The sequence below is a fragment of the Lentzea californiensis genome (assembly GCF_024648825.1).
Lineage (GTDB): Bacteria > Actinomycetota > Actinomycetes > Mycobacteriales > Pseudonocardiaceae > Lentzea > Lentzea californiensis.
In genome coordinates this window covers 282,444-295,574 of sequence record NZ_JANBBE010000001.1, presented here as the reverse complement: position 1 = coordinate 295,574, position 13,131 = coordinate 282,444, and the positions used below count along the sequence as shown (strand labels likewise).

Annotated in this window: 14 protein-coding genes; 12 read left to right on the top strand and 2 right to left on the bottom strand. The window is 68.8% G+C overall.

Going from position 1 to position 13,131, the window contains the following annotated elements:
* Window positions 1-4: 4 nt before the first annotated feature.
* The gene (groL, locus tag LX88_RS01570; protein WP_258946124.1) at window positions 5-1,630 is read left to right on the top strand and encodes a chaperonin GroEL; all 1,626 of its coding nucleotides are present in this window, start codon (window positions 5-7) and stop codon (window positions 1,628-1,630) included.
* Window positions 1,631-1,702: 72 nt separating this feature from the next.
* On the opposite strand, the gene LX88_RS01565 is transcribed toward groL, so the two are convergent.
* A complete protein-coding gene (locus tag LX88_RS01565) occupies window positions 1,703-1,999 on the bottom strand; it encodes a WhiB family transcriptional regulator (protein ID WP_258946123.1) in 297 nt (98 codons plus the stop codon).
* A gap of 180 nt (window positions 2,000-2,179) precedes the next feature.
* Between LX88_RS01565 and LX88_RS44520 the strand changes: the two genes are divergently transcribed.
* From LX88_RS44520 to LX88_RS01540, 5 genes are all read left to right on the top strand, one after another.
* Window positions 2,180-3,118: a MerR family transcriptional regulator gene (locus tag LX88_RS44520; RefSeq protein WP_258947581.1), complete on the top strand. Its 939-nt coding sequence runs from the start codon at window positions 2,180-2,182 to the stop codon at window positions 3,116-3,118.
* 357 nt (window positions 3,119-3,475) lie between these two features.
* Window positions 3,476-4,372: a hypothetical protein gene (locus LX88_RS01555; RefSeq protein ID WP_258946122.1), complete on the top strand. Its 897-nt coding sequence runs from the start codon at window positions 3,476-3,478 to the stop codon at window positions 4,370-4,372.
* Window positions 4,373-4,453: 81 nt separating this feature from the next.
* The gene (locus LX88_RS01550; protein ID WP_030471988.1) at window positions 4,454-5,050 is read left to right on the top strand and encodes a response regulator transcription factor; all 597 of its coding nucleotides are present in this window, start codon (window positions 4,454-4,456) and stop codon (window positions 5,048-5,050) included.
* Window positions 5,051-5,358: 308 nt separating this feature from the next.
* Window positions 5,359-5,931, top strand: coding sequence for a sigma-70 family RNA polymerase sigma factor (locus LX88_RS01545; RefSeq protein WP_090067129.1), 573 nt, complete (start codon window positions 5,359-5,361; stop codon window positions 5,929-5,931).
* A complete protein-coding gene (locus tag LX88_RS01540) occupies window positions 5,932-6,822 on the top strand; it encodes an anti-sigma-D factor RsdA (RefSeq protein ID WP_258946121.1) in 891 nt (296 codons plus the stop codon).
* 120 nt (window positions 6,823-6,942) lie between these two features.
* On the opposite strand, the gene LX88_RS01535 is transcribed toward LX88_RS01540, so the two are convergent.
* Window positions 6,943-7,326: a DUF5319 domain-containing protein gene (locus LX88_RS01535; RefSeq protein WP_258946120.1), complete on the bottom strand. Its 384-nt coding sequence runs from the start codon at window positions 7,324-7,326 to the stop codon at window positions 6,943-6,945.
* Window positions 7,327-7,468: 142 nt separating this feature from the next.
* Here LX88_RS01535 and guaB point away from each other — a divergent pair, with 142 nt between their 5' ends.
* The 6 genes from guaB to LX88_RS01505 all read left to right on the top strand — a co-directional run bounded on the left by guaB (window position 7,469) and on the right by LX88_RS01505 (window position 13,122).
* Window positions 7,469-8,980 (top strand): IMP dehydrogenase, encoded by a 1,512-nt coding sequence (guaB, locus tag LX88_RS01530; RefSeq protein ID WP_258946119.1) that lies wholly within the window; start codon window positions 7,469-7,471, stop codon window positions 8,978-8,980.
* A gap of 57 nt (window positions 8,981-9,037) precedes the next feature.
* Window positions 9,038-10,171, top strand: a complete 1,134-nt coding sequence (locus LX88_RS01525; protein ID WP_258946118.1) for a GuaB3 family IMP dehydrogenase-related protein — start codon at window positions 9,038-9,040, stop codon at window positions 10,169-10,171.
* Between the two features lie 98 nt (window positions 10,172-10,269).
* Window positions 10,270-10,494 carry a hypothetical protein gene (locus tag LX88_RS01520; protein WP_258946117.1) on the top strand — a complete coding sequence of 75 codons (225 nt, stop codon included), beginning with the start codon at window positions 10,270-10,272 and terminating at the stop codon, window positions 10,492-10,494.
* A 74-nt stretch (window positions 10,495-10,568) separates the two neighbouring features.
* Entirely contained in the window at window positions 10,569-10,880 is a 312-nt protein-coding gene (locus tag LX88_RS01515; protein WP_258947580.1) for a type II toxin-antitoxin system Phd/YefM family antitoxin, read from the top strand.
* Entirely contained in the window at window positions 10,873-11,412 is a 540-nt protein-coding gene (locus tag LX88_RS01510; RefSeq protein ID WP_258946116.1) for a type II toxin-antitoxin system RelE family toxin, read from the top strand. The genes LX88_RS01515 and LX88_RS01510 overlap by 8 nt, the downstream gene beginning before the upstream one ends.
* Before the next feature lie 33 nt (window positions 11,413-11,445).
* A complete protein-coding gene (locus tag LX88_RS01505) occupies window positions 11,446-13,122 on the top strand; it encodes an FAD-dependent oxidoreductase (RefSeq protein ID WP_258946115.1) in 1,677 nt (558 codons plus the stop codon).
* The last annotated feature ends 9 nt before the right edge of the window (window positions 13,123-13,131 follow it).

Here is a 13,131-nt window from a genome sequence, read left to right as displayed (position 1 = left end):
TTAAATGCCCAAGCAGATCAGCTTCGACGAGGACGCTCGTCGGGCACTCGAGCGCGGCGTCAACAAGCTCGCGGACACGGTCAAGGTCACCCTTGGGCCGCGCGGGCGCCACGTCGTCCTCGACAAGAAGTTCGGTGGCCCGACGGTCACCAACGACGGTGTCACCATCGCTCGCGAGATCGAGCTGGACGACCCGTTCGAGAACCTCGGCGCCCAGCTCGCCAAGTCGGTCGCCACCAAGACCAACGACGTCGCGGGTGACGGCACCACCACCGCCACCGTGCTGGCGCAGGCGCTGGTCAAGGAAGGCCTGCGCAACATCGCCGCGGGTGCGAACCCGACCGCGCTCGGCCGTGGCATCCAGGCCGCCTCCGACGCCGTCGTGGACGCGCTCAAGGCCAAGGCCACCCCGGTCAAGGGCCGCGAGAACATCGCGCAGGTCGGCACCGTCTCCTCGCGTGACGAGTCCATCGGCGCCCTGCTCGGCGAGGCCATCGAGCGCGTCGGCGAAGACGGTGTCATCACCGTCGAGGAGTCGTCCACGCTCGCGACCGAGCTGGTCATCACCGAAGGCGTGCAGTTCGACAAGGGCTACGTGTCGACGCACTTCTCGACCGACCTCGAGGCACAGGAGGCCGTCTACGAAGACGTCCGCATCCTGCTGCACCGCGAGAAGATCTCGGCCCTGGCCGACGTCCTCCCGATCCTCGAGAAGGTCGCGGAGTCCGGCAAGCCGCTCCTGATCGTCGCCGAGGACGTCGAGGGCGAGGCCCTGTCGACGCTGGTGGTCAACGCCGTCCGCAAGACCCTGAAGGTCGTCGCCGTGAAGGCGCCGTTCTTCGGTGACCGCCGCAAGGCGTTCCTGGACGACCTCGCGGTCGTCACCGGTGGCGAGGTCATCTCCACGGAGATCGGCCTCAAGCTGTCCGAGACCACGCTCGAGCAGCTGGGCTCCGCCCGCCGCGTCGTCGTGACCAAGGACGACACCACGATCGTGGACGGCGGCGGCACCAAGGCCGACATCGCCGGCCGCGCGGAGCAGCTGCGCCGCGAGATCGAGAACACGGACTCCGACTGGGACCGCGAGAAGCTCCAGGAGCGCCTCGCGAAGCTCTCCGGCGGCATCGCCGTGATCAAGGTCGGCGCCGCCACCGAGACCGAGCTCAAGGAGCGCAAGCACCGCATCGAGGACGCGGTCGCCGCTACCAAGGCCGCGGTCGAGGAGGGCATCGTCCCCGGCGGTGGCTCCGCTCTCGTGCACGGCGCGAAGGTGCTCGAAGGCGGCCTCGGCCTGTCCGGCGACGAGGCCACGGGTGTCGCGCTCGTCGCGAAGGCCCTGTCCGCGCCGCTGTTCTGGATCGCCGCGAACGCCGGCCTCGAAGGCGCCGTCGTGGTGAACAAGGTCCGCGAGGGCGAGTGGGGCTTCGGCATCAACGCGGCCTCGCTGGAGTTCGGTGACCTGCTCGAGCAGGGCATCATCGACCCGGTCAAGGTCACGCGTTCCGCCGTGGCGAACGCCGCGTCCATCGCGCGCATGGTGCTCACGACCGAGAGCGCCATCGTCGAGAAGAAGGCGGACGAGCCCGCTTCCGCCGGTGGCCACGGCCACGGGCACGGGCACGGCCACTGAGCAAGCCGAGTTCTTCGGACTCGAACAAAGCCGGGTCGGCACCATTCGTTGGTGCCGACCCGGCTTTTCTGTTCAGACTATTGCCAGTTGTCGTTTTCGTGCCTTGATGATGTGGTCGCGCTCCGATTCCGAGAGCCCGCCCCAGATCCCATACGGTTCCTGCACCGCCAGCGCGTGTTGGCGGCACAGCTCCAGCACCGGGCAGGCGAGGCAGACAGCTTTCGCGCGAGCTTCCCGGCGAGATCTCGCCGGGCCCCGTTCACCATCGGGGTGGAAGAAGAACGCGCTGTCCATGCCCCGGCACGAACCGCGCATCTGCCAGTCCCACAGATCTGCGTTGGGACCGGGGAGCCTTCGGGTGTCCGCCATCGAGACCGCCTCCGTGACGACTGCTCCATTCGGCTTAACGATGATCCACCGTAGAACCGCGTCAAAACTTGTTCAAGAGGCTGAAGACCCTTATCAACTGATGGGTGACGGCACGCGTGTTCGATCACTCACCGCCCGGAGTTGCCGCCCGGATGAGGTGAACGGAACATGGCTCTCGTGATGACACCGCCGGATCAAACCTCTGCCGGGAGTCACACGAGTGAGCCCCTTCTCTCAGTGGCCGCGGTGGCCAGGCGACTCGGCGTGGCTCCTGCCACCCTCCGCACCTGGGACCGCCGCTATGGGCTGGGCCCGACCGGCCACACCACGGGCCGGCACCGCAAGTACGGGCCACCCGACGTGGCCCGTCTCGAATTGATGCAACGCGCTCTTCTGCGTGGCGCGTCGTCCGCCGAAGCAGCCCGTTTCGCGCTCGACTCGAAATCGTCGATGACACACGGAGTGGTTCCCGTCGCACCATCGGGTGGACGTGGGCTGAAAATGCCCGGAGCGTCTCGATTGGCGCGTGGACTGGGCCGCGCCGCGGTCGCGATGGACTCCATCGCGGTCCAGGGGATGCTGGCCGACTCGCTGGCCTCCGACGGCGTGATCGCCACCTGGAACGAGGTGGTGCGCCCCGTGCTGACGGCCGTCGCCGCGCGCTGGCAGCTCTCCGGGACCGGCGTCGAGGTCGAGCACCTGCTGAACGAGTGCGTGCTCGCGGCGTTCGTGCGCGCCACACCACTCGTCACGCTCGCGCGCAACCACCGGCCCGTGCTCCTGGCGTGCATGCCGGAGGAGAGGCACAACCTCCCTCTCTACCCACTGGCCGCGGAACTGGCACAGCGCGGCGTCGTCGTCCGGCAGTTGGGGGCGGCGCTGCCGATGGACGCCCTGGCCGCCGCCGTACGCCGTACCGCCCCCTCCGCGGTGGTGCTTTGGGCGCAGTTGCCGCGCTACGCCGATCCGGGGGTGATCTCCGCGCTGCCGCGGACCCGGCAGCAGGTGCGGGTGTTCGTGGGAGGGCCGGGGTGGACGCGGGGTGTGGTGACGGCGCCGGCGGAGCGGGTGGCGGACCTGGCCGCCGCTGTCGACGCGGTCGAGGCCGCCGTCACCTGACGCTTCGGCCGGGTGACGAGACGAACCGTCTCGTCACGTCTCGGGACCTTGCCCGCGCTGGCGTCACGGCTCGCGGACTCCGCACTCCCTCCACGGACTCCGCACCCACCCACTGCCGAGACGAACCGTCTCGTCTCGTCTCGTGCACCCTCATGGAACTTCGAAGTATCCGCGTCCCGCCCGCCACCGCCCCGCCCACCACCGAGCCGCCCACCACCGAGCCGCCTACCACCGAGCCGCCTACCACCGCCCCGCCCACCACCGAGCCGCCCACCACCGAGCCGCCTACCACCGAGCCGCCTACCACCGAGCCGCCCACCACCGAGCCGCCCACCGCCTGGCGGCACACTCCTCACCGTGACCGAAGACGAGCTGCGCCGAGCCGCGTTCGGCGACTCACCCGACCTCGACGTGTGGCCCGCTCTCGCGGCGCCAAGCCCCAGGACCAGGTGGCTCGCCGCGGTCGTACTGGGTGGCCAGGGCCACTACGCGGCCGCCGCCACCGTGCTGGACGAGCTCCGACACGACCCCGACCAGGTGATCGCGTCCCTGTCCCTCTCGACTCGCGCGTCGCACCACCGTCAGCTAGGGGCCCACCACCTCGCCCGCGCCCTCGACGGCGCAGCCCTCGCGCGCGTCCAGCCGGCAGGCGGGAACGACCCCGACGGGATCGACGCCGCGGGCGCCCGGACGGACGCTCTACTCGGCCTCGCCGCCGATTCGCTCGGTGCTCAACGCCTGAACGAGGCCCGCAGGTTGCTCGCACGAGTTGAGACGCGGTCGTGGCGGAGTGAGGTCCGCAAGGGCTGGGTAGCCGCTGAGATCGAGCTGGCGGACGGTCGCGCGCACGCCGCCGTCGCACCCGCGGAGGCGGCGTACGGCGTAGCGACGAGCAGAAAGGCCCTACGGCACGAGCTCAAGTCGGCACTCGTTCTGGGCGCTTCATTGGTCGTGTGGGGGACCCCCGACGGCCTGAATCGCGGGGTTGAACTGGTTGAGTGTGAGCTAAATCACAGCGTTGCGAAGGGACTTCATCCGTTGATCTGGCCGAGCGCTCTTCTTCTGGTGGGTCGTGCCACCACTGTGGGCGCAGTCGCCATCGACCAGGCGACGGAGGCTCTGAGCTGCGTGTTACGCAGAGCTGATCCCGTCAGCCGACAGGTGGCCCTTGATTCCCCGTGGGTGCCGACCGGGCTGCTCCGTTCCGGGGAACCCCCGAACGCAGACCCTCGGACGAACTTCTTGACGGATTAAGCACCGGATCGTGTCAAGGTTGGGCCGCCAGCGTCCGATAGGGGAGATGGAACGTCACTCGGCTGCAGGAAAGGAGTCCCCGTGACCACGGTCCTTATTTGCGACGACCGGCGCAGTGTGCGTGAGGGTCTCACCCGCGTGATGTCGGCTGTCCCAGGGGTCAGCCGCATCGACTGCGTAGCGCACGGTGACGAGTTGTTGGCTCGCTTTTCAAGGCAGCCGGTCGACGTCGTCCTGGTGGGAACCCAGCGCGCCGTCCCGACCGGGGTTGAAGCAACCCGTCGGCTCGTCTCCGCGAACCCGCAGGCAAACGTCATCGTCTTCGGCGCACCCGACGACGCCGGGAGCATCGCCGCGGCGATCGCCGGCGGTGCCCGTGGCTACCTGAGGTGGGACGCGTCGCGTCCTGAGCTTGTGGCAGCCCTCGCGCACACGCTCGCCAGCACCTCGGTGCCGGCGCCTCGTCAGCCCTCCGACCCCGGCGTGCAGCTCACGGAGCGTGAGCTCCAGGTGCTGCGGGGCATGAGCCAGGGCAAGAGCAACGGCCAGATCGGCCGCGAGCTCTACCTGTCGGAGGACACGGTGAAGACGCACGCTCGTCGTCTCTTCCGCAAGCTCGGTGTTCGTGACCGCGCTCAGGCGGTCGCGCACGGCTTCCGGCGAGGCCTCGTCCAGTAGTAGCTCTTGCCGCACCGGCCCCGCGTCCTCATATGCCGCATGTGGGGAAGCGGGGCCGGTGGCGTGAGACGGCTCACCCGTGCAAGTGGTGGTCCCTCAGGTCGCGCGTTTAGCCCAGCCCGGTGACAATGTCGCCGGGCTGTAATCCGTTCGGGCGTGTCCACTGTTCACTCGGGGTGTCCATACCCCACCTATGAACAGAACGCTTGAAGACCGGTACGGTGAAGCTGCTGCAACGGGTCGCTGTGAGTGACTCGTGCTGTTTCATGTCGGTACGCCAACAAGTAACACCAGGGCTGTTGTCTGCGATGACCAACTTGGGGGACGGACTGGACGCCGAAGTGGGCGCGGCCGTCGACGGCGACCGCCAGGCGATCGAACGCCTGCTGGCCTCCATTCGTCCTCTTGTGGTGCGGTACTGCCGCGCCAGAGTTGGTAGGCAGGAGCGAAGCTTCGCTTCGGCGGACGATGTGGCCCAGGAGGTGTGTCTCGCGGTGCTCACGGCATTGCCCAGCTACCGCGATCAGGGTCGGCCCTTCCTCGCGTTCGTGTACGGGATCGCGGCGCACAAGGTGGCCGACGCACATCGGTCTGCCGCCAGGAACCGGTCCGAGCCCGTTCCCGAAGTCCCCGACTCGCCGGAGACCGAAGCAGGTCCTGAGCAGCGGGCGATGCAGGGAGAGCTCTCCGGCCGGATGGCTGTGTTGCTGCGTGTCCTGCCGGAGAAGCAGCGGGAGATCCTGTTGTTGAGGGTGGTGGTCGGGCTCTCCGCCGAGGAAACAGCCGAGGCGGTCGGTTCGACGCCGGGTGCGGTCCGGGTGGCGCAACACCGTGCGCTGGCTCGGCTCCGCAAATCGCTGGCAGCGGAGGAGGTGGTCTGAGTGGCCGACGAACACGGAAAGGACGACGAGGAAGTGCGCGGACAGGACGATAGAGCCCCGCACGAACCCGTCGCAGATGATCTTTCGGCTGTACAGGCCGATGACAGGTTGCTGGACGCACTGGGGTCGGCGACCCCTGGCGTGGCCGGCTCCCTGGGAGACGACGACCTGAACGCGTTGCTGCTCGCATGGCGCAACGAGGTGGAGACGGAGCCGTTCGGCGAGCTCGTCGACACCGACACCGCCATCGCCACGATCCAGGCTGCCCGCCCGCAGCCGGTGAGCAGGCACCGCTTCCTGATCCCGCTGGCGAGTGCCGCGGCGGTCCTGGCCATCGCCTTCACCGGCGTGAGCCTCGTCGCCCGCGACGCCCAGCCCGGCGACGCTCTCTGGGGTCTCACGCGAGTCCTCTACTCCGAGCACGCGAAGTCGATCGAAGCCGCGGCCATCATCAGCGGCGACCTCGACGCGGCACGGCTGGCGTTGCGCGAGGGCAAGGTCAACGAGGCGCGCGAGAAGCTGAACAAGATCGGCGAGAGCCTCGAGTCGGTCTCCACGGCCGATGGCAAGCAGCAGCTCGAGGAGAAGCACAAGGAGCTCGAAAAGGAGCTCGACACCAACACCTCGACCGCGCCGCCCACCTCGACGCTCCCGCCGGTGACGCAGCCGAGCCAGTCGTCGCAGCCGTCGGCCACGCCGTCGACGCCGACGACCGAGCCGTCGACCACCCAGCCGTCCACGCCTCCGTCGTCGGAGACGCCAGCGCCGCCGACGTCGAACGGCGAGGAGAACCCGCCTCCGCCTCCGCCGCCTCCTGGCGAGGACCCGGGGTCGACCGGTACGAACGGCGAGTCCACCGGGCAGTCGGTCGAGAGCACCGGCTCCAACTGAGACGCAGTGTGAACGGCCCCTGATCTTTCGAGGTCAGGGGCCGTTCACATGCTCATGCGTTCACACGTCAGGTGGAATGTGACCGGCGGGTGCGTCCGACCTCACAACCGTGCCGCCAGGTCAGCGGGCCGACTCGGAGGCCGTCACTCCGTCCGCGTACCCGCGGCAGTACTCCCAGCTCACGTAGGCGCCGGGATTCGGGTCGAAGGCGGGCTCGTGCGGCCTCATGCGGCCGTCGGCCAGCAGCTGCTCCAGTGAGGCTCGCAACAGTGCCCAGTCGTGGTAGTGCGGTTCCTGGCACTCACCGCAGTCCACGACGATGCCCCGGACGCCTCTGTGTTCCAGCAGCGCTTGGTAGACGGCGAGGTCGGCCAGGTCGCTGACCAGCTCTGTTCGCTCGTCTTCGTCCATCGGGGCATGGTCGTGGTCGGGCTCGCCCAGAGAGAGCGCGGGGTCTTCTGGGTCGCCTTCGAAGGGGTCTGGTGGCAACGCGTCGTGCGGCACGACCCCGCACGGTACCCGCCGTACCCCCACGGGCGTCCAGATACCATGGGTCGCACCGCCTCCGCCTGCGGAAACTGGACACGCAGGACCCCAAAAGGGCAGGCAGAGCGCAGACCGCACGACGGAAGGCATGTCACCCGCTATGACCAGCGAGCTCAACGCTGATGGAGTCCCGAGCAAGTTCGCCATGCTGGGACTGACCTTCGACGACGTGCTCCTGCTGCCTGCCGAGTCGGACGTCGTCCCGAGTGGCGTCGACACGAGCACCAGGATCTCGCGCAACATCACCCTGAAGATTCCGCTGGCCAGCGCCGCGATGGACACGGTCACCGAGGGCCGGATGGCCATCTCGATGGCACGTCAGGGCGGCATCGGTGTGCTGCACCGCAACCTGAGCATCGAGGACCAGGCCCGTCAGGCCGAGACCGTCAAGCGGTCCGAGGCCGGCATGGTCACCGATCCGGTCACGTGCTCGCCCGAGGCCACGCTGGCCGAGGTGGACGCGTTGTGCGCCCGCTACCGCATCTCCGGCGTGCCGGTGACCGACGAGAACAACAAGCTCGTCGGCATCATCACGAACCGCGACATGCGGTTCGAGCTCGACCACTCCAAGCGCGTGATCGAGGTCATGACCAAGGGCCCGCTGGTCACGGCCCAGGTCGGCGTGTCCGCGGAGGCCGCGCTCGGCCTGCTGCGCCGCCACAAGGTCGAGAAGCTGCCGATCGTCGACGGTGACGGCAAGCTCAAGGGCCTGATCACGGTCAAGGACTTCGTCAAGACCGAGCAGTACCCGATGGCCACCAAGGACCCGGACGGCCGCCTGCTGTGCGCCGCTGCCGTCGGTGTGGGCGAGGACTCGTTCGTGCGCGCGATGACGCTCGCCGAGGCAGGCGTCGACGTGCTCATGGTCGACACGGCGCACGGGCACTCGCGTGGCGTGCTGGAGATGGTCGCCCGCATCAAGAAGGAGCTCGGCGACTCGGCGGACGTCGTCGGCGGCAACGTCGCGACGCGCGCCGGTGCCCAGGCCCTGGTCGACGCGGGTGCGGACGGCGTGAAGGTCGGTGTCGGTCCCGGCTCGATCTGCACCACGCGCGTCGTCGCCGGTGTCGGTGTGCCGCAGATCTCCGCGATCTACGAGGCCTCGCTGGCCTGCAACCCGGCCGGCGTGCCGGTGATCGGTGACGGTGGCATCCAGTACTCCGGCGACATCGCCAAGGCCATCGCGGCCGGCGCGTCCGCCGTGATGCTCGGCTCGCTGCTCGCGGGCACCCAGGAGGCGCCCGGCGACCTGATCCTGGTCAACGGCAAGCAGTTCAAGACCTACCGCGGCATGGGCTCGCTCGCCGCCATGCAGTCCCGCGGCGAGAACAAGTCGTTCTCGAAGGACCGCTACTTCCAGGACGACGTCCTCAACGAGGACAAGCTCGTCCCCGAGGGCATCGAGGGCCGCACGCCGTTCCGCGGCCCGCTGTCGCAGGTCGTGCACCAGCTCAACGGTGGTCTGCGCGCGGCCATGGGTTACACGGGCTCCCACACGATCGCCGAACTGCAGCAGCAGCAGCTCGTGCGCATCACCGCGGCGGGCCTGAAGGAAAGCCACCCGCACGACATCACGATGACCGTCGAAGCCCCGAACTACACCACCCGTTAGAGTCCCGCGGGCGGTTTCGCCGGTCCGCTGTTCAAGAGCTTTGGAGAGGAACAACTGGTGCGCGATCTGGTCGAGATCGGCATGGGCCGGACCGCGAGGCGGGCCTACGAGCTGGACGACATCGAGATCATCCCGTCGCGTCGGACGAGGTCGTCGAAGGACGTCTCCACGACGTGGCAGATCGATGCCTACCGCTTCGACATCCCGCTGATCACCCACCCGACCGACGCCATCGTGTCGCCGGGCACGGCGGTCGCGGTCGGCGAGCTCGGTGGCCTCGGTGTGCTGAACGCAGAGGGCCTCTGGGCCCGCCACAGCGACGTGGACGAGGCGTTGTTCCGCCTGGTCCAGGCGACCGAGGACAGCGAGGACCCGGCCGCCGCGGTGAAGGTGCTGCAGGAGCTGCACGCCGCCCCGCTGCGAATGGACCTGATCGCCTCGGCGGTCAAGCAGGTCCGCGACTCGGGTGTCACGGTCGCGGTCCGCGTCAGCCCGCAGCGTGCCGCGGAGCTCACGCCGGACCTGCTGGCCGCGGGTGTCGAGATCCTGGTCGTGCAGGGCACGATCATCTCGGCCGAGCACGTGAGCCGCGGTGGTGAGCCGCTGAACCTGAAGTCGTTCATCGCGGACCTCGACATCCCGGTGATCGCCGGCGGTGTCGGCGACTACCGCACCGCCATGCACCTCATGCGCACCGGCGCGGCGGGCGTGATCGTCGGCTACGGCTACGCCCCCGGCGTCACGACCACCGACTCGGTGCTGGGCATCGGCGTGCCGATGGCCACCGCGATCGCCGACGCCGCGGCCGCGCGCCGCGACTACCTCGACGAGACCGGCGGCCGCTACGTGCACGTCATCGCCGACGGCGGCGTCACGACCTCGGGCGACGTGGCGAAGTCCATCGCCTGCGGTGCCGACGCCGTGATGCTCGGCGAGCCGCTGGCCGCCGCGACCGAGGCACCGGGCCAGGGCCTGTACTGGACGGCGGCGTCCGCGCACCCGTCCGTGCCGCGCAGCCTCGTCGCCGACGCGGTGGACCAGGAGCTCGACCTGCGCAAGCTGCTGTTCGGCCCGTCCGCCGACCCGCGCGGCGTGACGAACCTGTTCGGCGCCCTGAAGAGGGCGATGGCCAAGACCGGCTACTCCGACCTCAAGGAGTTCCAGAAGGTCGGCCTGACGATCCGGGGCTGAGCCTGATCGACGTCGAGGGGCGCGTTCCTGCGGGGACGCGCCCCTCTGCTTTGCCGGGATCTTGCAACCGAACGACTACTCCGCGCGTCCTTGTGAGCGTGGATTTGGATGCCTTGTTCGGCGACGGCAAGAACAGTGATGTGGACACGATCGCCCCGGACGCCGAGGTCCAAGAGTTCGAGATCGAGGAAGCGCCCGAGGAGGACGAGGGCGTCGGAGGCATCGGCTGGAAGATGCTGACCCTGTTCGTCTGCGGCGGGCTGGTGATCACCGGCCTGGCCGTGGCGTTCATGGTCTGGGTCATCGAGGGCCTGATCCTCTGAGTCGACGGGTGCGCCTGCCCGCGCACCCTCGACCTTCTATCCAGTTTTTCTGTGTAGTTCTGCGCGTGACCGCAATGCACGAGGCTCGCGAACTGACAGTCACGGAGGCTGCCAAACGTGGCGTCGCCGGCCTGGTCGCCGATGCCGAGCAGGGTGGTCCCGTGGTCGTCACGCGGCACAGCCGGCCGGTGGCCGCTGTCGTCCCGATGAGTCGCCTGGTTGAGATCGACGAAGCGGCGGCGGATCTGAGGGATCTGGCGCTCGTGCTCGCCCGCTCGGCTGCCGACTCCGGTCGGCGCACGTCCTTCGACGACGTACTGGCGGCGTTCGGGCACACCCGTGAGTCGCTGGCAGCGGTGGAGGACGACGACTCGCTCGATGGCTGAAGTTCTGTTCACCGACGCGGCCATCGATGACCTGCGTCGCCTGGGGCCGGACGTTGTGCCCAGGATCCTCAAGAGAATCCAGATCCTGCTCGACGACCCGGAGACCGGGCACCCGCTCGGCGGCGAGTTGACCGGATTTCGCAAGTTGGTGGTGGGGCGTAACCACTGGCGGATCGTCTACCGAGTCACCACCGGTGGCGCCGTCGAGGTCTGTGAAGTCTGGTGTGTGGGCGTTCGCTCGGATGCCGAGGTCTACGCCGAGGCGTCGGCGAGAGTCGCGTCGATCGCCGACGAGGGCTCCACGCTGCTCAAGCTGGCCGACGTCATCCGCAGACTCGGACGCCTCGCGGGCCACGTGGTCGTGGAGGAAGCCCCGTCGCGGGAGCCGGTCCCCGACTGGCTGGCCCAGCGTCTCGTGCACACCGCCGGAATCCCTCCGGTGCAGGTAGCCGCCTTGAGTCTGGAGCAGGCGGTCGACCTCTGGACCGATTTCATGACCGCATCCGGCCCGTCTGAACCGATAGGGGACTAGGCGTTACCGGAAGTAACGCCTACTCTCCGATCCATGGGTGAACTCGCCGGTAACTTCGATGTCGTCATCGTCGGCTCCGGGTTCGGTGGCAGCGTGGCCGCGCTCCGCCTGACCGAGAAGGGCTACCGCGTCGCCGTCCTGGAGGCGGGGCGCCGGTTCGCCGACGACGAGTTCGCCAAGACCAGCTGGAACCTCCGCAAGTACCTGTGGGCGCCGCAGCTCAGGTGCTTCGGCATCCAGCGCATCCACACGCTGCGCAACGTCATGGTGCTCGCCGGCGCGGGTGTCGGCGGTGGCAGCCTCGTGTACGCGAACACGCTGTACCGGCCGCTCAAGCCGTTCTACGAGGACCGGCAGTGGGCGCACATCACCGACTGGCAGGACGAGCTGGACCCGTTCTACGACCAGGCGAGCCGGATGCTGGGTGTCGTCACGAACCCCACGACGACCCCGAGCGACGTCGTCATGCAGAAGGTCGCGAAGGACATGGGCGTCGAGGACAGCTACCACGCGACGCCCGTCGGGGTGTTCTTCGGCGAGCCGGGGAAGAAGGCGGCCGACCCCTACTTCGGGGGTGCCGGGCCGGAGCGCACCGGCTGCACCGAGTGCGGCAGCTGCATGTCGGGCTGCCGGGTCGGGGCCAAGAACACGCTGGTCAAGAACTACCTCTACCTCGCGGAGAAGCTCGGCGCCCAGGTCTTCCCGCTGACCACGGTCACGCAGCTCAAGGAAGCCGGCGGCACCTGGACCGTCGGCACGAAGACGACCGGCGGGAAGGCGACCAGGACGTTCACGGCGGACCAGGTCGTGATCGCCGCCGGCACGTGGGGCACCCAGCAGCTCCTGCACCAGGCGAAGGCGAGCACCCTGCCGAAGATCTCTCCCAAGCTCGGCGAGCTCACCCGCACCAACTCCGAGTCGATCATCGGCGCCGCCCGCTACACGGTCGACCCGGACATCGACTACACGCAGGGCGTCGCGATCACGAGCTCCATCCACCCCGACGAGATCACGCACATCGAGCCCGTCCGGTACGGCAAGGGCAGCAACGCCATGGGCATGCTGCAGACCCTCGCCACGGACGGCGCGCTGAGCACGCCGCGGTGGCTGCAGTTCATCAAGCAGGCGTTCCGGCACCCGCTGCGGCTGCTCCGGCTGCTGAGCGTGCACCGGTGGAGCGAGCGGACCGTGATCCTGCTGGTCATGCAGAGTCTCGACAACTCCATCACCACGTTCCTCAAGCGCGGCAAGCTCACCAGCAAGCAGGGCCACGGTGAGCCGAACCCGGCGTTCATCCCGGCCGGTCACGAGGCGAACCTGCTGGCCGCCAAGCACATCGACGGCATGGCCGGCGGCACGTGGGGCGAGCTGTTCAACATCCCGCTGACCGCGCACTTCATCGGCGGCTGCGCGATCGCGAGCGGCGAGGAGCAGGGCGTGATCGACCCGTACCACCGGGTCTTCAACTACCCCGGACTGTCCGTTGTGGACGGTTCGGCGATCAGTGCGAACCTCGGCGTCAACCCGAGTCTGACGATCACCGCGCAGGCCGAGCGGGCGTTCTCGCTGTGGCCGAACAAGGGCGAGCAGGACCAGCGGCCCGCGCAGGACCAGCCCTACCGCAGGATCAACCCGACGAAGCCGAAGAACCCGGCGGTTCCCGATCAAGCTCCAGCCGCTTTGCGGTTGCCGATCGTGAAGGCGTCCTGACACGGTGGA